This window comes from Niabella aquatica, from assembly GCF_054779315.1.
In genome coordinates this window covers 122,076-143,356 of record NZ_BAAGYM010000020.1, presented here as the reverse complement: position 1 = coordinate 143,356, position 21,281 = coordinate 122,076, and the positions used below count along the sequence as shown (strand labels likewise).

The following is a 21,281-nucleotide window of genomic DNA, read 5'->3' as shown; positions in this document are numbered from 1 at the left end:
CGATAACGGTTAATTAAACTTTTATTTAGCCCAGCCGCGGGCACTCAGGTTGTTGAGCTGTTTTTGTATGATATCTGCCTGTTCCGCAGATAAAGGCGTATGATTAAAGCCATTCTCTGCATCCAGCGAGGATTTAAGGATGTTGCTTTCAAATAGCCTGTTCTCAAATACTTCCTCCCAGGTTACGTATCCGTTAATATTTAGCGGATTGGTAATTTTATTTCTTACCAGTGCCTTTCTAAGATCGGGATAATAGATCCAGAATACGGCATGCTCACTGTTTTCCATAGTATATCCGTCAGAAGTAGTATAGCTGGTTACAGGAGCGATCCCTAATATCCTCACATAAGTTTTTCCGTCGCGCTTATTGAACAGCCACTCTTCCTTAAGCCTGAATTTGTAAATTGAGTCGGGAGATACCGCCCGGTTCCTTACCTGATAACCGGCAATATTTCCTTCCATATCATACCTGGCAGATGTATCCAGGCCTCCGCCAAAGCCTGCCAGGGCTTCTTCAAAGGTGATAGGGGTTGTAAAACGATCGTCTATATTGCTGAATGCCTGTACGCTATCTTCTTTAATGGCTTTCAGCATAATGTTAATCAGCCTTTTACTATCTTCTCCTTCAATAGCTTTATTATAAAAATACCGGGCGTTTTGCTGGGTACGGGCATCGATGGTACGCCATACCCTTACCCGATACAAGGCGTCTGCCGCATATAAAGGGGTATAATCCAATGGAACGGCCGTGCTATCCGTATTGTCATCCTCCAGGATGTTATCTTTCCTTAAAGTAGCCCTTGAAGTGCCGTACAAGCCGCCGTCGCCCTGATCTTCTACTACTTCTACAGGCAGGTTCTGATGGGAAACAGGAGTATCATTTCCGCTTTCTCCGGATGGCTCCTGAGCCGGCCTGGTTTTAGGAGTTGTATTTTTCGACTCTTTGCCTGAAGAGCTGCTTTTTACCGGAGTATCATAAGCACTACGCCGCTGCGCTGCAACAGAACCGCTAACCAACAAAAGAAGGACTATAATATTACAGGTAATGCGAAATTTCATCTGTATATTTTTTATTTTTTTAATGATCAGATGCCCCGCCTGACCGGCAGGGAATTCTATCTTCAATTTTTTATTCACTATTCATGGTTTTTAAATACATCTTATTATTGGGCCGGTCTAATATTACATTTTAATTTCAAACATCAAACCAAACCGGCATATTTAGTACAGGTTAAAAGCGATCGGAGGCAAAGTTCTGGTGCCGCCGGGACCTGAAGCTCTTATTTCATCAATAGTAATGGTACTTCCCGGTTTGGCACGTTCTATAAGGCTGCGTACTGCATTAAACGAGTTGCCTGATACGGCTTTATGCATAAACTCAGGATACCCTGCTCCGGCAAAAGTCATGGTATACTCCACTATAGTAAACTTAACTCCTTCAAAAACAAAGTTTTCTAATTCTGCACGCACGCCAGCCTGGGCTTTAAAATCGTTAACACGAATACGTCCTCCTTTGCTTGCTCCCACCATAGCTGTTGGTGTTGGCACCGATTTTACACGGAAATCGAAGCTGGTGGTTTGTTTGCCATCGTTAACCGTAATTTTCGCTGTTCCCGGCGTTGTGACTTTTGCAATATATTTTCCATTGCTCCCGGAAATGGATCCCTGGCTTATAGATACCCGAAGGTTACTGGCGCTGGTACCGCTGCCTCCGCCTACGGAAACGGGGTTATCCAAGCCTACATATAATACCTTTACAGCATCGGCGCTTACAGTAAGGCCTGTGGGAGAAGCAACTACATAATTAATATCTTTGGTAAGCGTAGCGGTTGTACCATCGGGTTTTACAAAAGAGATATTTACCTTGCGTGTATAAGAACCCGGGCCTCCGGCTACTGTTTTGTATTCTGCCAAACCATTGGCATTCAATGGAACAGGTGTTCCATCAATGGTAACTGTTGGCCTGGCATTTTTGCTGAAAGCACCAACCCCTGCAGTAATGGTAAATTCGCTGCCAGGTAATAAAAACTGCGCATTGGCCGTGGCCAGGGCCTGGAATTCATCGTACACCACCTGTACTTCACCAATTTGGTTATGGCAGTATTCAACTACCTGCGATTCAGCGTTTTTTATATCGCTTTGAAATTTAGAAAGAACGGTAATAGCTGCTATAGCAGGCGTTCTCCGGAAATAAGCATCTTCCCAGGTTTTATTGCTTTTATTTTGCACCACAGGCATGCTTAAATCGAGCGGCAGGCTGTTTTTAAACTGATTGTTGACTTTTTCATCTATACCTAAAAGGCTTTTTTTATAATCGGTTAGTTTGTTAAACAATTCGTTTCCCTCTTTCCCATCTACTAAAATTTTAGTAGCGGCGTTAGTATTCTTTTCGTTAAAGTGGCCGCCGTTTGCTCCCCCTGCTTCGTTTTGTATTTGTGTTTTTATATTGTCGATGTAGCCTACCATTTCATCAGAAAGCTGTCTCGCCCTTTCAGCTTTTGGCTTCCAGATAGCAGCAAGGTCCCTGGTTTTGGGATCATTTATTTTATTTTCCAGAGAAGCAAAGATCGTTTGGGTTTTTTTATCGATAGTAGCGTTGGCATTGGAGAAGCTTTTATTCATGGTTCTGAAAGCATTCAATACCTCGCTTGATATATTTAATGCCAGCAATGCGGTAAGCACTAAATACATCACAGTAATCATTTTTTGCCGGGGCTCTTTAGGTAAAGCCATGTTGTGTGTATGATTTGAGATTTATGATTTGAAATTTGAGATTGGTTTAAAAGCCGGAAATTAATTTGCTTCATCTTCATCTTCATCTTTGACTTTACTAACCTCTCTGGACTGCAGACCTGTGTATGCCACAGCAGAATTGTGCAACGCAATTTTAACGCTCCGTGTTCTGCCGCCGGAAACATCATATAATTACGATCCTTTCATCTGCATAGCGGCAATCATGCTGCTGTACATTTGATTCAGCTTCGCAAGATTCTTGGACAGTTCCGACATTTCTTTTTGTGTGGCTTTTGCATCCTCTGCGCTGTTGATCAGGGCATGAGATGTTTCTGCCAGCTTGTTGTAATAAGTATTTACCCTATGAATAGAAAGGGTAGCTTCTTTTACCTGCTTGGCATATTCATCGGTTTCTACAACACCGTTTGTGGCATTGGCTATCCTGTTAATATTCGCCTCAAGCGACCTGAATCCTTCACTCAATTTGTCTAACGATTCCGGTGTAATATCTGCTGCCTGCAGCATCTCGTCCATAGACGCAAGAGCGCTTCCGGTACGTGATGTTAGCGCGGGCGCTGCCTCCACAACCGCAACGCTTGTAGTATCGTCCAGCGCTTCGGGTTTAAAAGCGTACATTAAAGCGTACACCAAAAAGACAAGGGCCTCTGTGTATAAACCAAATTTCAGCCAGGTATCAGGATCGCCGATAGGTGCTGTATTGGTTAATTTGAACAATGCTCCTAAAAGCACAGGAACGGCGCCAAGGGAGAAAAAAATGTTTAAATAGCGTTGTATGTTCGATTTTTGTTCTACTGCCGGCATATAGCTTGTTTTATTGTTTAAGATAAAGAATTTATTCAGGAAGATTTACTACAACGCGGAAGCCGATATAGGAATGCGTAGCATCCATGTCTTCGTAAGAACGGTTAGCGGTAGTAACCATAGAGGGTGAATCTTTCCAACTGCCGCCTCTTAAAACTTTTCTTCTTTGAAATTTAGACTGGGATTCGGGTGTGCCAAACTGAATATCAGGATTAAACCTGTTCTGGAAATTTTCTCCGCCTTCATAGTAGGAAGTTACCATCCATTCAGAAACATTATCGGCCATATTGTACAACCCTGCTTTCCCTTTTTTGCTGTCATTTACGTATACGGGAAATATTTTTCCCTGCGTAGTAACCGGCACTTCTTTATCTTCTTCGGAAGCCGTTTTTTTAGCATTCACATTGGCCTGGTTCAGGCTGGCAGCATAGGCCCATTCTGCTTCGGTGGGGAGCCTGCATTTACCACCTTCCGAGAGTTTATTTTTAGACTGATAGGTGTTGATCTTTTGTTTGGTCATCCAATCGCAGAAAGCATTGGCCTGGTTCCAGCTTACACCTACCACAGGGTAATTCTGATATTTGGGGCTGCTGAAATATCCTACGGCCATTTGCTCGTTATTGGAATACCCGAAATCCCTCATCCAACATAGCGTATCAGGGTAAATGGCTACAGCATATTTATAAATAAAATCGCTTGGAGGACGGTTTTTGTTCTCTTTTTTAGCAGCTTCGAGGTAATTAAATCCCTGTAAAAGATAAATAAGCTTTTGAGGGTCAATAGCGCGTTTGTTATTAATGGTTTTAGACGGATCAATTAACAGATCGCCAAGGCGACTGACAATTTCAGGGTCTGAATAATTGATTTTGGAGGCCAGCTTCCAGTTGACAGCAGTATCTCCGGATTCGATGACCACATATTCGCCGCCCAGGGTACGCGCGGCTATCGAATCTCTTACCCAGTATACAAATTCTTTATACTGGGCATTGGTGATCTCTGTCTGAGAAATATAAAATCCGCTGATAAGCACAGGCTTGGATAATTCTTTTTTTAAAACAGTGGTGGTATCGCTTTCATCACCCATTATAAATGTGCCTGTGGGGATTTCTACAACAGAAAGGGGCAGTGTAGAGGACAGATTCGATTTTTTGCCCACCAGCTTTTTTAATCGAAAGCTCTTTTGCGCGTCAGCATTATTGAAAGCAAATACAAATAAGCATATAAAAGCAATGAGTTTGTTCATATTTAAATAGCCTGAATTTTTAAGATGCGGTTAATATTCCCCAAAACCCAAATTTGGTGCAAAACATATACCAAAAATTTGAAATTGGTAGGCAAATATAAGCGCCCTAGGTTTTAAATCAGCAATAGTTGAATAATCTGATTATAATTTAATTAATAAAGGATGATTATATATTAATGAAATTTTTTATGTATCTGGCTTTTTATTCAGGAACTCCAACGCTTTTTCAAGATCTTTGATCAGGTAATCTGCATCTTCCAGTCCCAGGTAAAGCCTTATATGGTTATGAGATTCATTATCAGGGTTGTATAGCTCTTTTTTAATAAATACACACCGGGGGATGACCAGGCTTTCGTGGCCACCCCAGCTTACTGCCATCAAAAAATGCTGCAGGCTCTCACAGAATTTGATGATTGTTTCACGGCTTTTTTCTTTTAACACAATAGTTACCAGACCAAAAGCGGCCTTCATTTGTTTTTTTGCCAATTCGTACTGCTCAAATGAAGGATGAAAGGGAAATATGATCTTTTCAACTTTATGATGCGTGTCCAAAAACTCAATAACCTTTTGGGTGGTGTGGTGAATGCGTTCCAGGCGCATCGGCAGCGTTCTGAGACCGCGTAACAGCAGCCAGGCATTAAACGGCTGCAGGCCGCTGCCGATGGTCATAAATTCAGTATCAAAAATTTTTTTCATCAGCGCATTGCTGCCGCAAAGCACCCCCCCTAAAGTATCGCTATGGCCGCCGATATATTTGGTGGCGGTTTGCATGGCAATATCAATACCCAGCTCCATTACATTTTGATACAGCGGGGTGCAATAAGTATTGTCGATAAACGTAATGATGTTATTCTGTTTGGCAAAAGTGGCAATTTCCTGTAAAGGCTGTAATTCATAAGTCCAGCTATTAGGCGATTCAAGATAAAAAAGCACCGTGTTGGATAATGTAGCTGCTTTCCAATGTTCAAGCGTTTTGCCTTCTGTGTAAGTGACGGTAACATTAAAGCGCGGCAATATAGCGTCAAACATTTTTTTGGCAGAGCTGTAGGGGTTTTTAACGGATACGATATGGTCGCCGGCTTTTAGAAAAGAAAAGATACCTGCAAAAATAGCGGCTGCCCCGCTGTTAAATAACAGGCAATCTTCAGCACCTTCTAATGCCGCCAGTTTTTTGCTCAGGATATCGGTAGTAGGGTTGGCGCCGCGACTATACAGATAGCCGTTTTTTTCATCTTCAAAAGCATGAGCAAACTTTTCCGCTTCTTTAAAAGCAAAGTTGCTGGCCTGCCATATAGGAGGGGCCACTGCATTAAAATATTGCTCCCTGTTTTCTCCAAGTTCATTAATGATATATGATAGAGGGTTCATAAAAATTTATAATTGACAAATAAGCAAAGATAAAATACCGGATGCTGTTGTAAGAATTTTTACATTTAATTATAAGCATATTTTATGGATGTCTGCTTACCGGGCTATACAATTAACAATGATTTACAGTATATCTGAATTAGCGATTAATTAACTATTGCATGTAGCGATAACCCCTGAATTGCATGATAACTTTAGGGTAGTAAATAATAATTTAAATTTTTAAAAAATGAAAAAGTTACTAGCAATTATCGCTTTTTTATCGGCTACTGCATTTGTAAATGCCCAGACTGCAACCCCAACCCAACCCCGGCCTGCTGTAAAACCTGTTATGAAAATTAATGCCAAAAGCACCCCCGCGCCCGCTGTTGCTCCTCAGCCAGCAGCGAAGCCCGTTGCCAAAGCTACAGCTCCGGTACCTGCTTCAAAAAAAACTGCTGCATCAGCAGCCGGAACCGTTCATTTGAAAAAGGATGGTACGGTAGATAAGAGGTTTAAAAGCAGTGAACACCTGAAAAAAGACGGTACGCCAGATATGCGCTATAAAGAGAATAAAAAGAGCTGATATTTTTTTTAGCAAACTGTTATTAAGAGATCTCAATCGGGGATCTCTTTTTTATTACCCTTTCTGTAGAATAGAAAATATATGATCATGAAAAAAAGCAATACGGCGCATCCCGTTAAAGCGGCATAATTATTTTTTTCATAATCTAAAGCAATACTGATCGCCACGAAAATATAGGCAGTAATAAAAATAACAGGTAACAGGGGATAAAGCTTCATGGTGTAAATTCCGCTGCCATCCAGGTGCCTGGTTTTTTTCCTGAAATAAAAAATGCTTCCGGCAGAAAGGGCCATGCCGAAACAGTCAAGAAAAATAGAAAAGCTCAGGATCCTGTCAAACTCTTCTGCCCAAAAAACAACCAGGGCTGCAATCAAGGAAAAAACCGTAAGCGATGTAGTGAGTACGCCGTTGCGGCTGGTTTTAGAAAATAAGGAAGGCAGAACTTTGTCGCTGCTCATTGCGTACATCACCCGGGGGTTGCTTAACAGTGATCCGTTTATGTAACCTAATACCCCTATAAACAATAATACAGACAGCACTGTTTCGGCTCTGGAACCCAGTACTTTTGAAGCCATGATAGCCGCAATATTTTTACTATCCTTCAATTGTTCGAAACCAATTACCCTTATATAAGCATAGTTTACCAAAAGATAAAGAGAAACAATAATGAGCAGGCCGAGCAAGATGCTTCGGGGAATGGTGCGTGGCGGATTTTTAACCTCTTCACCGAAATTGATCGTTTGCTGATAGCCGCCATAGGTAAAGCTTACGGCTACCAGGCCAATCCCAAAAGCTTTTATATATTCCTTCATTGAAGGAGATACGGTGCTGCTTTGCTGTATGGCAGGCGCCGGAACAGCAAAAAATATAGAAAGTATAAGCAGGATAACCAGGCCTATTTTGATCAGCATTAAAACATTCTGGGCTTTCGAACTTAGTTTAAGCCCCAGCATATTTACGCCATAAAAAATAATGATGGCTATAATTGCAAATGCCACCTGGATAGTTTTAAGAGAAGCAGCTGAAGGGAACAGCACTCCCGAAATATATTCACTGCCTACCAGGGCTACCATCGCCAGCGAAGCGGCATTGCTGACCAGTATAATGCAGTTGATGGCAAACGCAATAGAAGGATGATAGGCGTAAGAAAATACTTTATAATAGCCGCCGGTAGATGGGCTGCGCGACCCTATTTCTGCGTAGGTGAGTGCTCCGCAAAAGGCGACTAACCCACCAGCCAGCCAGCAAAGAAAATAGGTAAATATATCAGGAACGGCTTTTGCCACATTTACCGGAGCTCTGAAAATACCCATCCCTATCACGAAGCTTATACAAATCATGGTAAGGTCGAAAAGTCCCAGCTGTTTTTTCATTTGCCCTGAAGATAAAGAAATATTTGCTGTATAGATTTTTGTGAGCTGAATGATGCCGTTCTTTTGCCGGTACTGTAAATGAGACTAAAAACTGCTAACTTCAAAAATTAATTGGATAAAGAGGCTATTATGACAATTGAAGTATTGAAAAATATATTTCCGGGACTTGAAGCTGAATTGTACGGGGAGCTTTTGCAGCAGGGAACGGTTAAAAAAGTACGTGCAGGCGATACCTTGCTGAAAACGGGGCAAACCATTCGCTCGGCCATGCTGGTAATGGATGGTATTGTGAAGCTGTATCGCGAAGATGAGGAGGGGCGGGAATATTTTATTTATAACCTGGCTGCCGGGCAGGCGTGTTCTCTTTCAATGATCTGTGCCATAAAACATGAAACCAGCGAGATTCTTGCAAAGGCTTTAACGGATGTTACTTTGCTCAGCATCCCTTTTAAAAGTATGGAGCTGTGGATGGGGCGGTATAAAAGCTGGTACCGGTTTGTGCTTACCAATTACAGGAGCCGTTTTGAAGAATTGCTGAGAACGATTGATGCCATTGCTTTTACAGGTATGGATGAACGCCTGGAAACGTATCTGCTAAAACAAAAAGAAACCCTGGGAAGTGACATGCGCATGACCCACCAGGAAATTGCCAACGACCTGAATTCATCCAGGGAGGTAATCAGCCGGCTTTTAAAAAAAATGGAAACCAGGGGCTGGGTCGTTATCGGCAGAAATACCATTAAATGGGTGAGGCAGGAAAAATAATGTGATCACAATCACTTTGTAAAAATAAAAGCATCTGCAAATTTGCAATATGTTGATAGCAGGATACATGGCGGCGTTATTGATAGGACTTTCGTTGGGCCTGATCGGTGGTGGCGGATCTATACTAACCGTGCCTATACTGGTATACCTGTTTGATGTTCCCCCTGTTTTGGCTACTTCTTACTCTTTATTTATAGTGGGTATTACCAGCCTTGTGGGTTCTGTCGCCAACCTGAGCAATAAAACGGTAGATATGAAGACCGTGCTTATTTTCGGCACCCTGTCTGTTATAACTGTTTTTTGTATCAGGCATTATATTATACCCTATCTGCCACAGTCTTTACATATCGGCTATTATTCCGTACCGGTTTCTTTGGTAACCATGCTGCTGTTTGCAGTTTTGATGATCGCCTCATCTTTTTCCATGATAAAAACAGGATCAAAACCCGTAATAAATGAAATGCCGCGCGCCGGGCTGCTTAAAATTTCAGTGTATGGTATAAGCATCGGCCTGGTAACCGGGTTGCTGGGAGCCGGCGGCGGATTTTTATTGATACCTGCCTTAATATTATTGTTGCGCCTTCCGGTTAAAACGGCTATTGGTACCTCTCTTGTTATTATTACAGTAAACAGTTTGGCAGGTTTTGCAGATGATGTTACGCATCATTCTATGGACTGGGATTTATTGCTGAAGGTAACAGGAATAGCTGTTGTTGGTGTTTTGGCAGGCGCAGCAATGGGAAAAAAGATAAAAGGGGGTATTTTGAAAAGAGCATTTGGCTGGTTTGTGCTGCTGATAGGAATTTATGTTGTTGTTCACGAACTGGTAATATATTTTACTCCCTGACGCTTTGGAATACCTGGTAAATAAATAAGTTTTATAAATGATAGAATGGATGAAACAACCCTGGCCCTGGTATGTTGCCGGGCCATTAATAGGATTAATAGTACCGGCCTTATTGTTATTGGGCAATAAGCATTTTGGCATATCTGCAAACCTGAGGCATATCTGTGCAGCCTGCTTACCGGCCCATATTCCTTTTTTTAAGTATAACTGGAAAAAGGAAGCCTGGAACCTGTTTTTTATAGCCGGTATTTTTATTGGTGGTTTTGTAGCTGCACAGCTCTTGGCAAACCCTGATGCCGTAAGGGTGGCACCGGCATTAGCCACGGAGTTACATCAGTATGATATTACAGACAACCAACATCTTTTGCCTGCAGAAATATTTAGCTGGCAGGGTTTGCTTACGGCAAGAGGGTTTGTTCTATTGGTAATTGGCGGCTTTTTGGTTGGTTTTGGAACAAGATATGCAGGGGGCTGCACCAGCGGTCATTCCATTATGGGATTGAGTACCCTGCAACTGCCTTCTCTTATAGCTACTATATGTTTTATGACCGGCGGATTTATTATGGCCAACCTGATCCTTCCTTTTATTCTTAAATTATAACTGATCAATGACTATGCAAAAAGATATTACAGATTACGAAGTGCGTTCGCTGGACACCATGTGTATCAACGAAACAGTACTAAATCACCCCTGGTGGTATAACTTTAAGTACCTGGCAGTGGGCATTATATTCGGTATTGTTTTTGTAAAGGCAGAAATTGTTTCATGGTTCCGTATACAGGAAATGTTCCGCCTGCAAAGTTTTCACATGTATGGCGTGATCGGATCAGCTGTAGTTATAGGGGCTGTTTCTGTATGGCTGATAAAAAGGTTCAATATAAAAACCATATATGGGGAAGCAGTAACTTTACATCCCAAAAAATTTAATAAGGGACAGGTTATCGGAGGATTGCTGTTTGGCCTGGGCTGGGCCATGACGGGGGCTTGCCCCGGGCCATTATTTGCACAGATAGGGAGCGGTTTTACTGTTGTGGTGGTGGTATTATTAAGTGCAATAGCCGGTACATGGGTATATGGTTATTTTCGTGAAAAGCTGCCCCATTAAAAGGTGAGCTGCCAGCAGCCCACGTGTGCAGGCATGTAAAGTTCCTTTCTGTTCATGCTTAAACAAACTTAATGCATTTCCTTACTTTTGCTGAGATTTTGGTTTCTTCCTGCCAAAGGTGGGGGAATTAAAAGGGAAGTCCGGTGTACTTGCCTGCCTCAGGCACGGAGTCCGGCGCTATCCCCGTAGCTGTAAAGAGCGGCCTGTTCAACCTTCCCGAAGAGAAGGCTTTATGAGGCTGATTGTTGAAGATATACCACTGTATGCTGCGGCCGACGGGAAGGTTTCAACAATATGCTCTAAGCCAGAAGACCTGCCAGATATCAATAGTTATCATTCAAGCTTTCGGGCGAAAGGCGGAAAATGTATTCGCAACAGCGTATATATTTCTATTATTCTACCGGAAGCAGTCAACTGAAATTTTAAAATGAAAAGGGAAATTTTAGTAGTGGCTGCTGTTATATTGTATGGCACACTACAGGCACAAAACCAAACAACTGACAAAGATCTGGATGAGGTAGTGGTGACTGCTTCAAGAAAAGAACAGAAACAGTCTCAAACCGGCAAAGTAGTTACAGTTATTGATCAAGCAACTTTACAAAACAATATAGGGAAATCCCTGACCGAAATTTTAAACCAGTATGCAGGCATCTTTACTGTTGGCGCTAATAATGCGCCCGGCTCCAACCAGGAACTGTACCTGAGAGGTGCTGCCACCGGTAATACACTTGTTTTAATAGATGGTATTCCCTTGCAGGACCCTTCCCATCTTACCAACACCTACGATCTTAATAATATCCGGCCGGACCAGGTAGAGCGCATAGAAATTTTAAAAGGCGCGCAAAGTACCTTGTGGGGAAGTAATGCTGTTGCAGGGGTTATAAATATCATTACAAAAAAGGGCGGTACAGGTAAAATAACGCCTGCTGTAACCGTTGCTTATGGCAGTTATAATACACTAAAGCTGGGCGCAGGTGTTAATGGCACCCTTGATAAATTTTCTTATAATTTATTTTATAACAGGATTACTACCGATGGTTTTTCTGCCGCTTACGATAGCCTTGGCAACCGAAATTTTGATAAAGATGGTTTAAAGCAAAACAGCTTCCAGGCTAACCTGGGTTACCGGTTTACAAATACCTTGTCTTTAAATTTTACCAGCAATTATGGGGATTATAAAGCGGATGCAGATGCCGATGCCTACATTGACGATTATGACAACATCATAAAAAATAAAAATTTTGTAAACAGCCTTGGTTTAAATTATAAAACTGAAAAGTCGGCCCTGCATTTAGTGCAGAACATAATACGGTCTGACAGGTATTATTTTGACGATAGTACAGATATTGGGGGATTGAGGGTTGCTCCTCAATCTTCCTATTATGCTATTTGGTCCGACGGAAATTATAAGGGCCGGTCTTATGTAACGGATTTGTATGGCAATCACAATTTTACGGATCGTTTATCTTTAGTGAGCGGCCTGCAATATGTTTATCAGCATACAGATCAATCTTATAAAAGTATTTCCAGTATTGGCCCATACAATGCTGTTCCGGTAAGCAGCGACTCTGCCAAATCTAATAACTTTTCTGTGTATGCCTCTTTTTTAGTAACCGATCTGAAAGGGTTTAACATAGAAGCAGGGGGAAGATATAACCATCACAGCGTTTATGGCGGTAACGGAACTTTTACTTTTAATCCATCGTATAATATAGATGAGCACACGCGGGTTTTCGTAAATATTTCCAGCGGATATAATACACCTTCTCTTTACCAGTTATATAGTGAATATGGGAACAGAGCGCTATCGCCCGAAAAAAGTGTTAATTACGAAGTAGGTGTGCAGGCACTTACCAATGATAACAGGAATTCTTTCAGAATTGTTGGGTTTAAAAGAGATATTAAGGACCTGGTTGTTTTTTATACGGATGCCTCAACCTTTACCAGTAAATATATCAACCGCGATGAGCAGCACGATCATGGTTTTGAGGTGGAAAGCAATATTGCGGTAGGTAATATTGGCCAATGGGTAAATAACCTTACTTACGTTAACGGAGCGGGCATGAATGATGGAAAAAAAACAAAGAACCTTTTCAGAAGGCCTGACTTTACACTTAACAGCACACTTACTTTACAGCCGGTAAAAGGGCTGACACTTGTGCCGGCGTTCAGATATATTGGTGAACGTATGCCTGTTCCTAATGTTGACTTAGGTGGTCCCGACCCGATGCCAGCCTATTACACTATTGATTTTTACGCGGCCTATAATATTATAAAAGGTAAAGCAAAACTGTTTACCGATTTCAGAAATATAACCAATCAAAAATATTTTGATGTATATGGCTATAACAGCCGTCAGGCTAATTTCATGATAGGTATCAGCGCTGCTTTATAGATGCAATAGCACAGAGGGCGGTTATTATTAATTTTTTAAAACTTTCGGGGCAATGCACGAGCCTAAAACCTGTCCGAGGTGTAAATCAGCCTTCGAATGTAAAGTGGGTTGCATTACCATCTGCCAATGCTATGGCATTTCATTTTCCGAAGAGGAAAAAAAGCTGATAAGCGATAGGTACAAAGGTTGTCTTTGCCGTTCTTGCCTGCTCAAATGGAAGAACCGCTATATTATATAAGAAAGCATGTTCTGCAGCAATAAAATCTGAACGGTATCAATAAAAAGAATAATATACATCCTGATTGGTTGGACGCATAAATATAGCAGGCTATGTATACCTTTGTCAAAACCAATACAAATGCCATTCAGTTATAAAGAAATACTTACCGTTTCGTTCACACTTTTTGCTATTATTGATATCATAGGTTCAGTCCCTATACTTATCTCCATAAAAAACAAAGCCGGTGGCATACGCGAGCTGCGCGTAACATTAATAGCGGGCGCTTTAATGCTCCTGTTCCTGTTTTTGGGAGGTCCTATTTTAAATGTGCTGGGACTGGATGTAAAATCCTTCGCGGTAGCGGGCTCTATCGTGATCTTTATTTTAGGATTAGAAATGGTTTTAGGGGTAGAGTTTTTTAAATCCGATGGAGATATAAAGGCGTCTACGCTGGTGCCGCTTGCCTTCCCCTTAATTGCCGGATCGGGAACGCTTACCACCATCATGTCTTTAAAAGCCAACTATGAGGTACAAACCATTCTTATTGCAATAATGCTCAACCTGGTCGTTATTTATATTGTGCTGAAATCTTTAAATGGTGTATCAAAACTGCTGGGGCCAAGCGGCTTGATCGCCGTAAGGAAGTTTTTTGGCGTTATACTGCTGGCCATTTCAGTAAAGATATTTGCTACCAATGCAGCGGGACTTATACATCATTAACTTTTTAAAAGCAACGCCACTGCTATTATAATAATGTGAACAAGTGATAACAGGAGTGCCATTTTACCCTGCCTGGTTTTATATATAAACAGGCTGCTCAGGGCTAAAGCTACAACAAGAGCGGGCATATAAGTAGTACTGAAATGAATGTAATTATTTAAAAAAGCCTTATCGCTATCCAGTATTACCATCAGTGTTAAAGCAGTGAGAAAAATGATATGAAAGAGCAGGAAAGCTATTGTAAAACGCGCCAGTCTTACAGCGGTACGCCGTTTGGTATGTAGTGTTTCACTCATGGTTAAATGCTATATCAGATATATATAAATAAAGGCAAAAATATATACATGTTTTGTAAAAATCATTTTTATCTGGTATTTTCGCAGTGAAAAGGAAATGGTGTTCTTCCTTACCCAACCGCCCGCCCCGGCGTGGCTGATGACGCCTGGTTAATTTAATAGTAAAATTTTAATCAGGAGTATTATGTCTATCCCAAAAGATGCATCTGCCAAAAAAACCGCCTCTTTTTTAAAACAGCTTTTTAGCAGGTATCCTGGTATCCCATTTATAGGTAAATGGTTATTTATAACAGCCGTTCTGGGAGCACTGGCAGGGTCTGCTTCTGCAGGTTTCCTGGTATCGCTGCAATGGGCTACCGGTTTCCGCGAAAAACATCAATGGATCATTCTTTTATTGCCCTTGGCCGGGTGGTTGATTGGGTGGATGTATTATCGCTATGGAAAAAATGTGGAAGCGGGTAATAATCTTATCATAAGCAATATTCATAAACCTGGTGAAAAAATACCGTTTAAAATGGGTGTTTTCGTTTATTCGGGAACGATCATTACCCATTTGTTTGGTGGCTCGGCCGGACGTGAAGGTACTGCCCTCCAGATAACAGCCTCCATCGCCGATCAGCTTACAAGGCCTTTCCGCTTGAATGATGAGGAACGGAAAATATGGCTGATCGCTGCTGTTGCTGCCGGATTTGGCTCGGTCTTCGGCACCCCGCTGGCCGGGGCTGTTTTTGGCCTCGAGGTTTTTTTGATAGGGCGTATCCGGTACAACGCTATTTTCCCTGCTTTTGCAGCCGCCATATTTGCCGATTGGGTTACCCGCTTATGGCAGGCAGGGCATACAAATTATCCATCTATTGCTGCTCCTGGTATATCAATTACCGGTATTTTGTATGCTATACTGGCCGGCGTGGTATTTGGGCTTTGCGCTGCCTCCTTTAGCCGGCTGATGCAATGGTTAAGTGCTGTGTTCAATTCATTGATCCGATATCCTCCTTTACGGCCTGTAGCAGGCGGCGCTATTATTGTAGCGGGAGTGTATATAATAGGTACAACTGATTATATAGGTCTGGGAATTCCCACTATTGTCTCATCTTTCAGCGCTCCGATGCTGCCACATGTTTTTCTACTAAAGATGGCTTTTACGATCATTACCCTTTCTGCAGGTTTTAAAGGAGGTGAAGTAACGCCATTGTTTTTTATCGGGGCCACATTAGGCAGTGCGCTGTCATTTGTGGTCCCTTTGCCGGTTAGCCTGTTAGCCGGGATGGGTTTTGTTGCTGTTTTTGCAGGAGCTACTAATACGCCTTTAGCCTGTATGCTGATGGGGATAGAGCTATTTGGCGCAGAATGCGGCATCTATATCGGGTTGGCCTGCATTATAGCTTACCTCATGTCAGGGCACAACAGTATCTACAAAGCACAGATCATTGGTGAGGCGAAGAATGAAAAATTTATGAACGATACAGGAAAGGCTCTGAAGGACCTGTAACGGGCAGAAAAATTAAAAGGCCGCTGAATTTTTATTCCGTGGCCTTAATACCGTATCCGGCTTTGATGATCTTTCTTTTTAAAAGGTCAAGCAGGACCCGATTGTATAATTCTTATAAAATATTATTTCCTGTTATCCCACAATGGTTTTTTCCCAGATGGCTTAAGCGTGGTTTTTGCTTTTGATGGATTGGTATTACCATGAAATGGATCCTGCGGTGTAGCATTTACGCCTTCCGGTATCCACTGCTGTTCAGGCTGGCTGCTGGTAAATACAGCGTTTTCAGCTTCCGGGGTTACTTCATTATTGATATCATTGTTGGTTATGGGTTCTGTGGCAACCTTTTCTCCGGCTTTTTCTGCAGAACTGGCGGTGTCAGCAGCTTCATCTGCTGGCTTATTTGCTTTTGCCTGTACTGATATTTTTTTTCCTGGAGCTTTGGAAGCTGCTGTTTTTTTCTTTTTTGCCGGCGATTTAACGGCCGCTGATTTTTTAGCTGCGGCTTTTTTAACGGGGGCTTTTTGAGATTTTTTTACCGCAGTTTTTGGGGCGGCGCTTTTTTTAGCTGCAGGAGCATTTTTCCTGGGTGCAGTTTTCTTTTTTCCCGGTGCTGCTTTTTTCGCCGGAACTTTAACTCCTTTTTCTCTCGCTTCTGATAAACCGATAGCAATAGCCTGCTTTTTACTGGTTACCTTTTTGCCTGATGTACCGGAAGTTAATTTGCCCTGCTTCATTTTGCGCATAGCGCCTTTTACAGATTTTGCTGCGGCTTTTGAATATTTTGCCATAGTGTTGAGGATTTAATGCATTAGAAGATGAATATACACTTCAGGATTTCAAAAAACGTACCACTACAGCAACGGTGGTATAACGAAATACTTTTTTTGTTTTGAACAATAAGTGGGGATGTTCATGCTTTTGGCTTAATTTTGCCACCCTGCGAAAAAAGGCCTCGTAGTACAATGGATAGTATAAGAGTTTCCGAAGCTCCAGATCCCAGTTCGATTCTGGGCGAGGCCACAAAAAAAGCCCCGGCACTATATAAATAATGCCGGGGCTCTTATTATGAAGTCTGTAATTATTTCAACGTTGCCAAAGCCGCATCATAGTTTGGTTCCTGCGCAATTTCGGGCACCTGTTCTGTATAAATCACTTCCCCGTTCTCATTAGCCACAATAACTGCGCGGCTGAGCAAACCCTTCATCCCCGAATCCGTCATTATTACGCCATAATCATTTCCAAAGCTGCCGCGGAAATCAGATAAGGTTTCCACGTTAGCAATGCCTTCGGCCGCACAAAAGCGTTTAAGCGCAAAAGGCAGGTCTTTTGAAATATTCAGTACTACTGTATTTTCCAGAGCGCCGGCCTGTTCGTTAAATTTTCTTACCGATGCTGCGCATATGCCGGTATCTACACTGGGAAAAATGTTCAGAACCAGTTTTTTACCTTTATAATCCTCCAGGGTTTTCTCCGAAAGATCATCTTTTACCAATGTGAAGTCTTTCAACGTGCTGCCCACTTCCGGCAGGTTGCCCGATGTAGTTACTTTATTACCTTTTAGTGTTATTTCTGCCATAATAATAATTTTTGTTTAATGCTGTTTATTGTATAGACAAATGTAACCGGTAAATTGTTTTTAATTGATATATATTTTTTAGAGACGCAGATGATAAGAAATGCTTATATTCATAGCCGATTTACAGTAACAACAGCGCTGAATAATTGTGTTTTTGTTAACGTTATATTTAGGGGGTAGTATCGTTACAAAACGGTAAATTGCCTTAAAACAATTACTTTATAAATCAGAAAAAAATAACTGAGAAAAATTTTGTTATAAATTTTTTTTTGTTAGAATTGTAGTCTATTTCACAAGCTTTAATATTTAAAAAACTAAAAAAACTAAGATCATGGCTGAAAATCAAGCTAGGCCGGCAGCGGCAGCAACAACATCTGTGCAACCTAAAAAGAGCAGTAACGCAATTTCCTGGATCGCACCAATTCTATGTATTATCGCAGGTTATTGCATTTGGAGATATGGAATGGGTAACCCCGCAGGTTTTGATTCTCCGGATGCGGCAGGAGGTTTTTGGCCCCACCATTTAGGTCCTAAAGATGCCTTCCACAGGATTTATGAAGGTGGTATCATCGTACCGCTTCTGATCGGTATGCTTTTAATGGTAATTGTATTTGCTATTGAAAGGTTTTTAACAATCAGCAAAGCTTTAGGTAAAGGAAATATCAGCAATTTTATCCGTAAAGTGCAGTATCACCTTGCTAATAAAAATGTAGATGCAGCTATTGCTGAGTGCGACAAACAAAAAGGTTCTGTAGGTAATGTAATGAAAGCAGGCTTACGCCGTTACAAAGAAATGATTACTGAGCCCGGTCTTGAAACCGAGCAAAAAGTAGCGGCTATTCAAAAAGAAGTAGAAGAAGCTACAGCTCTTGAGCTGCCCATGCTTCAGAAAAACCTGGTGTTCATCTCTACTATTGTATCGTGCGGTACCCTTATTGCGTTATTAGGTACGGTAATGGGTATGATCCGTTCTTTCGCTGCTTTGGGTGAGTCTGGTGGCGGCGGCGATTCCAGCGCTCTTGCAGTAGGTATCTCTGAGGCACTGTACAATACAGCATTAGGTATCGGTACATCGGCTTTGGCGCTGATTATTTATAACATGCTAACTACAAGGATCGATAGTATTACTTATGGCATTGACGAATCCGGATTTACTTTAACTCAATCTTTCGCTACTTTGTACAAATAGTGCAAAGACGATCTGTTGAATTTTATGGAAAATCCGAATTAAATCGTCACATATCAAAATAATAATTTAATATGCCTAAAGTTAATATAGCCAAGAAGTCGACTGAAACGGATATGACGCCCTTCGTGGACATCGCGTTCCTGATCCTGTCGTTCTTCATTATGGCTACGAAGTTTAAACCGGCAGAGGCAGTTCCCATTCAAACCCCTAATTCGGTGTCATCACAAAAATTACCGGAGAATGATGCGGTAATGATCAGCATTGATAAGGATGATAAGGTATACTTTTCTATCATGGCTAAAAATGACCCCCAAATTGCAAAGGACATTATCAAAAGCGCAGCACAGGCAAGAAATATACCTGTTACTGACGCGCAGGTAGCCGCGTATAATTCGGGCGACATGATAGGGGTTCCATTCAGCAAGCTGGGAGCATTCCTGGCGCTTCCCAACGATCAGAAAAAAGCGTATGTGCAGGAAGGCATCCCTGTAAAAGACTCGGCAAACAACGAGTTGTATTACTGGATAGCCGCTACCCGTACGCAATTTGCGGGTAAGCCCCTGAAGTACCTGATCAAAGGGGATAATGTAGCGAAATACCCGGCTTTTAAAGCGGTAGTTGACGCGCTGAAAAAGAATGATGAGCAGAAGTACAACCTGGTAACCATGCCTGAAGCGGCTCCCTCCGGGACTGAGCTATGGAAGGAAAGGAACAGCCAGCCGGGAGCAAAGCAATAAGATATAGAGTTTATAATTTTTTAAAACACATAATTAAGTTATGGCAAGTTTAGACACTGGTGATGGCGGTGGCGGCCACAAAAAAGGCCCCGGCGTAAAAAAGGCTAAAAAGCTGAGCACCCGGGTAGACATGACGCCAATGGTAGATCTGGGCTTCTTACTTATTACCTTCTTTATATTCACATCCACGATGAGCTCTCCAACAACAATGGATCTCAACATGCCAAAGGATACAGATAAAAAGGACGAGGAAACAAAAGTGAAGATGTCTGGTGCCCTTACCATTATGGTGGGTAAAGATAATAACCTCTTTTACTATGAAGGAGAATTGACCAATGAAAATGCCAGCTCGGCGTTCAAGTCAACCTCTTTTAAAGATATAAGAGATGTGATTATTAAGAAAAAGCAGGAAGTAGAATCGCGTTATGTAAAAGATGAGGCCTGCGAGGCTAAAGCAAAGGCAGAAGGAAAGAACCCCAATGATTGTCGTCAGAAGGACTTTTTTGTGCTGATCAAGCCAACCGAAGAGGCAAATTATAAAAACGTGATTGACCTTTTGGATGAAATGACTATTAATAAAGTAGCACGCTACGCGTTATTGGAGCCATTTGAAACAGAAAAGGAGCTTATTAGTGCAACAGAGGGCAGCGCGCCTGCCCCGGCAGCAACGCCTGCGCAATAAAAACCGGTGCTTTTGTGTATGGAATTTTTACACAGTCAGCATCTTATCATTAACAAATTAAAGAATAATGGAAGCCAATAAAATTTTAACTACAGACTTTTTGGATCTTCTGTTTGAGGGCCGCAATAAAAGTTATGGCGCTTACGAGCTTCGTAAAACCTATAACAAAAGAATGTGGATGGCCTTGATAGTTACAGCCATTGGTTTTGCAGTAATTGCAGGGGCGGTTTTTTTAAAGAGCCAGCTGAAGCCAAAGGATAATTCTGAAGCAGTGAAGATCAATGAAGTTACGATACAGCAAATAGAGCAGCAGGAGAAAAAGCCGGATGAGCCGCCACCGCCGCCGCCACCACCGCCACCCAAACAGGCACCACCTCCTAAAATTGAGATGAAGGCGTTTACACCTCCTAAAATTGTAAAAGATGAAGAGGTAAAGGAACCGCCACCTGCGGTAGAAGAACTCAAGGAAACCAAGATCGGTACTATTAACCAGGAGGGTATCAAAGATATAGGCATTGTAACACCACCGGCTGCAGCTGACGCAGGTAAAGGCCTGGTAGAAGTTACCAAACCTGTGGAAAAAGAGCCTGAAATATTTACCAAAGTTGAGGTAGATGCTCAATATCCCGGTAACTGGCGAAGCTTCCTGGAAAGGAACCTCGATGGACAGGTGGCTGTTGATAATGGTGCCGCACCGGGTAACTATACAGTAATTATTCAGTTTGTAGTGGATGTAGCAGGTAATGTTAGTGATATCAAAGCCTTGACCAACCACGGTTTTGGAATGGAGCAGGAAGCCATGAGGGTTATTAAGAAATCCAACAAATGGAAACCGGCTATTCAGAACGGAAGGGAAGTGAAAGCTTATAGAAAACAGCCTATTACCTTCCAGGTGACAGAACAATAAGATTCAACACATAGTAATTGTATAATCCCGCTTTTGGCGGGATTTTTTTTGCACGTCCTGCCGGCCTACGGTTGCCAGCGTCTTCCTGAAAATTCGAGGGAGTTCATTGTATATTTTTAATCCAGTTGTATTCATTCTACTTAACCCTCTTTTTCTATTACATTGTAAAGATCAAATGGGTTGTTGATTAGAAATCAATACTGCTTTCCAAAGGGGAGGGGAAAGCAGTATTTGTTACCATCGGAACC

At 41.9% G+C, this 21,281-nt stretch carries 22 protein-coding genes, 1 tRNA gene and 2 riboswitches; of the genes, 14 read left to right on the top strand and 9 right to left on the bottom strand.

Annotated features, from left to right (window positions below; translation table 11 throughout):
• Positions 1-21: 21 nt before the first annotated feature.
• From porN to ACYVBM_RS16005, 5 genes are all read right to left on the bottom strand, one after another.
• Positions 22-1,059 (bottom strand): type IX secretion system ring subunit PorN/GldN, encoded by a 1,038-nt coding sequence (gene porN, locus ACYVBM_RS16025; RefSeq protein WP_460686699.1) that lies wholly within the window; start codon positions 1,057-1,059, stop codon positions 22-24.
• 162 nt (positions 1,060-1,221) lie between these two features.
• The gene (porM, locus tag ACYVBM_RS16020; RefSeq protein ID WP_460686698.1) at positions 1,222-2,733 is read right to left on the bottom strand and encodes a type IX secretion system motor protein PorM/GldM; all 1,512 of its coding nucleotides are present in this window, start codon (positions 2,731-2,733) and stop codon (positions 1,222-1,224) included.
• Positions 2,734-2,925: 192 nt separating this feature from the next.
• Positions 2,926-3,555: a GldL-related protein gene (locus ACYVBM_RS16015; RefSeq protein WP_460686697.1), complete on the bottom strand. Its 630-nt coding sequence runs from the start codon at positions 3,553-3,555 to the stop codon at positions 2,926-2,928.
• 31 nt (positions 3,556-3,586) lie between these two features.
• On the bottom strand, positions 3,587-4,798 hold the full coding sequence (gene porK, locus ACYVBM_RS16010) for a T9SS ring complex lipoprotein PorK/GldK (protein WP_460686696.1): 1,212 nt from the start codon (positions 4,796-4,798) through the stop codon (positions 3,587-3,589).
• Positions 4,799-4,984: 186 nt separating this feature from the next.
• On the bottom strand, positions 4,985-6,166 hold the full coding sequence (locus tag ACYVBM_RS16005; RefSeq protein WP_460686695.1) for a trans-sulfuration enzyme family protein: 1,182 nt from the start codon (positions 6,164-6,166) through the stop codon (positions 4,985-4,987).
• 229 nt (positions 6,167-6,395) lie between these two features.
• Between ACYVBM_RS16005 and ACYVBM_RS16000 the strand changes: the two genes are divergently transcribed.
• Positions 6,396-6,731 carry a hypothetical protein gene (locus ACYVBM_RS16000; RefSeq protein WP_460686694.1) on the top strand — a complete coding sequence of 112 codons (336 nt, stop codon included), beginning with the start codon at positions 6,396-6,398 and terminating at the stop codon, positions 6,729-6,731.
• A 32-nt stretch (positions 6,732-6,763) separates the two neighbouring features.
• Here the strand turns inward: ACYVBM_RS16000 and ACYVBM_RS15995 are convergent, their stop codons facing one another.
• The gene (locus ACYVBM_RS15995; protein WP_460686693.1) at positions 6,764-8,104 is read right to left on the bottom strand and encodes an APC family permease; all 1,341 of its coding nucleotides are present in this window, start codon (positions 8,102-8,104) and stop codon (positions 6,764-6,766) included.
• A 129-nt stretch (positions 8,105-8,233) separates the two neighbouring features.
• On the opposite strand from ACYVBM_RS15995, the gene ACYVBM_RS15990 reads away from it, so the two are divergent.
• From ACYVBM_RS15990 to ACYVBM_RS15960, 7 genes are all read left to right on the top strand, one after another.
• The gene (locus tag ACYVBM_RS15990) at positions 8,234-8,869 is read left to right on the top strand and encodes a Crp/Fnr family transcriptional regulator (RefSeq protein ID WP_460686692.1); all 636 of its coding nucleotides are present in this window, start codon (positions 8,234-8,236) and stop codon (positions 8,867-8,869) included.
• Between the two features lie 49 nt (positions 8,870-8,918).
• The gene (locus ACYVBM_RS15985; RefSeq protein WP_460686691.1) at positions 8,919-9,716 is read left to right on the top strand and encodes a sulfite exporter TauE/SafE family protein; all 798 of its coding nucleotides are present in this window, start codon (positions 8,919-8,921) and stop codon (positions 9,714-9,716) included.
• A 49-nt stretch (positions 9,717-9,765) separates the two neighbouring features.
• Positions 9,766-10,317, top strand: coding sequence for a YeeE/YedE family protein (locus ACYVBM_RS15980; protein ID WP_460686690.1), 552 nt, complete (start codon positions 9,766-9,768; stop codon positions 10,315-10,317).
• A gap of 7 nt (positions 10,318-10,324) precedes the next feature.
• Positions 10,325-10,822: a YeeE/YedE family protein gene (locus ACYVBM_RS15975; protein ID WP_460686689.1), complete on the top strand. Its 498-nt coding sequence runs from the start codon at positions 10,325-10,327 to the stop codon at positions 10,820-10,822.
• A gap of 82 nt (positions 10,823-10,904) precedes the next feature.
• Positions 10,905-11,156: riboswitch (cobalamin riboswitch) on the top strand.
• Between the two features lie 93 nt (positions 11,157-11,249).
• Positions 11,250-13,217 (top strand): TonB-dependent receptor plug domain-containing protein, encoded by a 1,968-nt coding sequence (locus ACYVBM_RS15970; protein WP_460686688.1) that lies wholly within the window; start codon positions 11,250-11,252, stop codon positions 13,215-13,217.
• Positions 13,218-13,269: 52 nt separating this feature from the next.
• A complete protein-coding gene (locus ACYVBM_RS15965) occupies positions 13,270-13,455 on the top strand; it encodes a cysteine-rich CWC family protein (protein ID WP_460686687.1) in 186 nt (61 codons plus the stop codon).
• A gap of 120 nt (positions 13,456-13,575) precedes the next feature.
• Entirely contained in the window at positions 13,576-14,157 is a 582-nt protein-coding gene (locus ACYVBM_RS15960) for a MarC family protein (protein WP_460686686.1), read from the top strand.
• Here the strand turns inward: ACYVBM_RS15960 and ACYVBM_RS15955 are convergent.
• A complete protein-coding gene (locus ACYVBM_RS15955; RefSeq protein WP_460686685.1) occupies positions 14,154-14,453 on the bottom strand; it encodes a hypothetical protein in 300 nt (99 codons plus the stop codon). The genes ACYVBM_RS15960 and ACYVBM_RS15955 overlap by 4 nt on opposite strands.
• Before the next feature lie 84 nt (positions 14,454-14,537).
• Positions 14,538-14,609: riboswitch (Fluoride riboswitch) on the top strand.
• 28 nt (positions 14,610-14,637) lie between these two features.
• On the opposite strand from ACYVBM_RS15955, the gene ACYVBM_RS15950 reads away from it, so the two are divergent.
• Positions 14,638-15,942, top strand: a complete 1,305-nt coding sequence (locus ACYVBM_RS15950; protein ID WP_460686684.1) for a voltage-gated chloride channel family protein — start codon at positions 14,638-14,640, stop codon at positions 15,940-15,942.
• A 122-nt stretch (positions 15,943-16,064) separates the two neighbouring features.
• Here the strand turns inward: ACYVBM_RS15950 and ACYVBM_RS15945 are convergent, their stop codons facing one another.
• A complete protein-coding gene (locus ACYVBM_RS15945; protein ID WP_460686683.1) occupies positions 16,065-16,730 on the bottom strand; it encodes a DUF6496 domain-containing protein in 666 nt (221 codons plus the stop codon).
• Between the two features lie 160 nt (positions 16,731-16,890).
• On the opposite strand from ACYVBM_RS15945, the gene ACYVBM_RS15940 reads away from it, so the two are divergent.
• Positions 16,891-16,962, top strand: a tRNA-Arg gene (locus ACYVBM_RS15940).
• Between the two features lie 58 nt (positions 16,963-17,020).
• Here ACYVBM_RS15940 and tpx read toward each other — a convergent pair.
• On the bottom strand, positions 17,021-17,518 hold the full coding sequence (tpx, locus tag ACYVBM_RS15935) for a thiol peroxidase (protein WP_460686682.1): 498 nt from the start codon (positions 17,516-17,518) through the stop codon (positions 17,021-17,023).
• Between the two features lie 331 nt (positions 17,519-17,849).
• On the opposite strand from tpx, the gene ACYVBM_RS15930 reads away from it, so the two are divergent.
• From ACYVBM_RS15930 to ACYVBM_RS15915, 4 genes are all read left to right on the top strand, one after another.
• Positions 17,850-18,707 (top strand): MotA/TolQ/ExbB proton channel family protein, encoded by an 858-nt coding sequence (locus ACYVBM_RS15930; RefSeq protein ID WP_460686681.1) that lies wholly within the window; start codon positions 17,850-17,852, stop codon positions 18,705-18,707.
• A gap of 71 nt (positions 18,708-18,778) precedes the next feature.
• Complete coding sequence (locus ACYVBM_RS15925) at positions 18,779-19,444, top strand: ExbD/TolR family protein (RefSeq protein ID WP_460686680.1); 666 nt, start codon at positions 18,779-18,781, stop codon at positions 19,442-19,444.
• Between the two features lie 40 nt (positions 19,445-19,484).
• Positions 19,485-20,126 (top strand): ExbD/TolR family protein, encoded by a 642-nt coding sequence (locus ACYVBM_RS15920; protein WP_460686679.1) that lies wholly within the window; start codon positions 19,485-19,487, stop codon positions 20,124-20,126.
• 67 nt (positions 20,127-20,193) lie between these two features.
• Entirely contained in the window at positions 20,194-21,033 is an 840-nt protein-coding gene (locus ACYVBM_RS15915; RefSeq protein ID WP_460686678.1) for an energy transducer TonB, read from the top strand.
• Positions 21,034-21,281 lie beyond the last annotated feature (248 nt).

Bases quoted from the DNA above. Each gene is read 5' to 3' on its own strand.
- ACYVBM_RS15925 (WP_460686680.1), top strand. From the start codon at position 18,779: ATGCCTAAAGTTAATATAGCCAAGAAGTCGACTGAAACGGATATGACG.
- ACYVBM_RS15945 (WP_460686683.1), bottom strand. From the start codon at position 16,730: ATGGCAAAATATTCAAAAGCCGCAGCAAAATCTGTAAAAGGCGCTATG.
- ACYVBM_RS16000 (WP_460686694.1), top strand. From the start codon at position 6,396: ATGAAAAAGTTACTAGCAATTATCGCTTTTTTATCGGCTACTGCATTT.
- ACYVBM_RS15965 (WP_460686687.1), top strand. From the start codon at position 13,270: ATGCACGAGCCTAAAACCTGTCCGAGGTGTAAATCAGCCTTCGAATGT.
- ACYVBM_RS15955 (WP_460686685.1), bottom strand. From the start codon at position 14,453: ATGAGTGAAACACTACATACCAAACGGCGTACCGCTGTAAGACTGGCG.
- ACYVBM_RS16005 (WP_460686695.1), bottom strand. From the start codon at position 6,166: ATGAACCCTCTATCATATATCATTAATGAACTTGGAGAAAACAGGGAG.
- ACYVBM_RS15980 (WP_460686690.1), top strand. From the start codon at position 9,766: ATGAAACAACCCTGGCCCTGGTATGTTGCCGGGCCATTAATAGGATTA.
- ACYVBM_RS15970 (WP_460686688.1), top strand. From the start codon at position 11,250: ATGAAAAGGGAAATTTTAGTAGTGGCTGCTGTTATATTGTATGGCACA.
- ACYVBM_RS15975 (WP_460686689.1), top strand. From the start codon at position 10,325: ATGACTATGCAAAAAGATATTACAGATTACGAAGTGCGTTCGCTGGAC.
- ACYVBM_RS15985 (WP_460686691.1), top strand. From the start codon at position 8,919: ATGTTGATAGCAGGATACATGGCGGCGTTATTGATAGGACTTTCGTTG.
- ACYVBM_RS16015 (WP_460686697.1), bottom strand. From the start codon at position 3,555: ATGCCGGCAGTAGAACAAAAATCGAACATACAACGCTATTTAAACATT.
- ACYVBM_RS15915 (WP_460686678.1), top strand. From the start codon at position 20,194: ATGGAAGCCAATAAAATTTTAACTACAGACTTTTTGGATCTTCTGTTT.
- ACYVBM_RS15950 (WP_460686684.1), top strand. From the start codon at position 14,638: ATGTCTATCCCAAAAGATGCATCTGCCAAAAAAACCGCCTCTTTTTTA.
- tpx (WP_460686682.1), bottom strand. From the start codon at position 17,518: ATGGCAGAAATAACACTAAAAGGTAATAAAGTAACTACATCGGGCAAC.
- ACYVBM_RS15960 (WP_460686686.1), top strand. From the start codon at position 13,576: ATGCCATTCAGTTATAAAGAAATACTTACCGTTTCGTTCACACTTTTT.
- porK (WP_460686696.1), bottom strand. From the start codon at position 4,798: ATGAACAAACTCATTGCTTTTATATGCTTATTTGTATTTGCTTTCAAT.
- ACYVBM_RS15990 (WP_460686692.1), top strand. From the start codon at position 8,234: ATGACAATTGAAGTATTGAAAAATATATTTCCGGGACTTGAAGCTGAA.
- ACYVBM_RS15920 (WP_460686679.1), top strand. From the start codon at position 19,485: ATGGCAAGTTTAGACACTGGTGATGGCGGTGGCGGCCACAAAAAAGGC.
- porN (WP_460686699.1), bottom strand. From the start codon at position 1,059: ATGAAATTTCGCATTACCTGTAATATTATAGTCCTTCTTTTGTTGGTT.
- ACYVBM_RS15930 (WP_460686681.1), top strand. From the start codon at position 17,850: ATGGCTGAAAATCAAGCTAGGCCGGCAGCGGCAGCAACAACATCTGTG.
- porM (WP_460686698.1), bottom strand. From the start codon at position 2,733: ATGGCTTTACCTAAAGAGCCCCGGCAAAAAATGATTACTGTGATGTAT.
- ACYVBM_RS15995 (WP_460686693.1), bottom strand. From the start codon at position 8,104: ATGAAAAAACAGCTGGGACTTTTCGACCTTACCATGATTTGTATAAGC.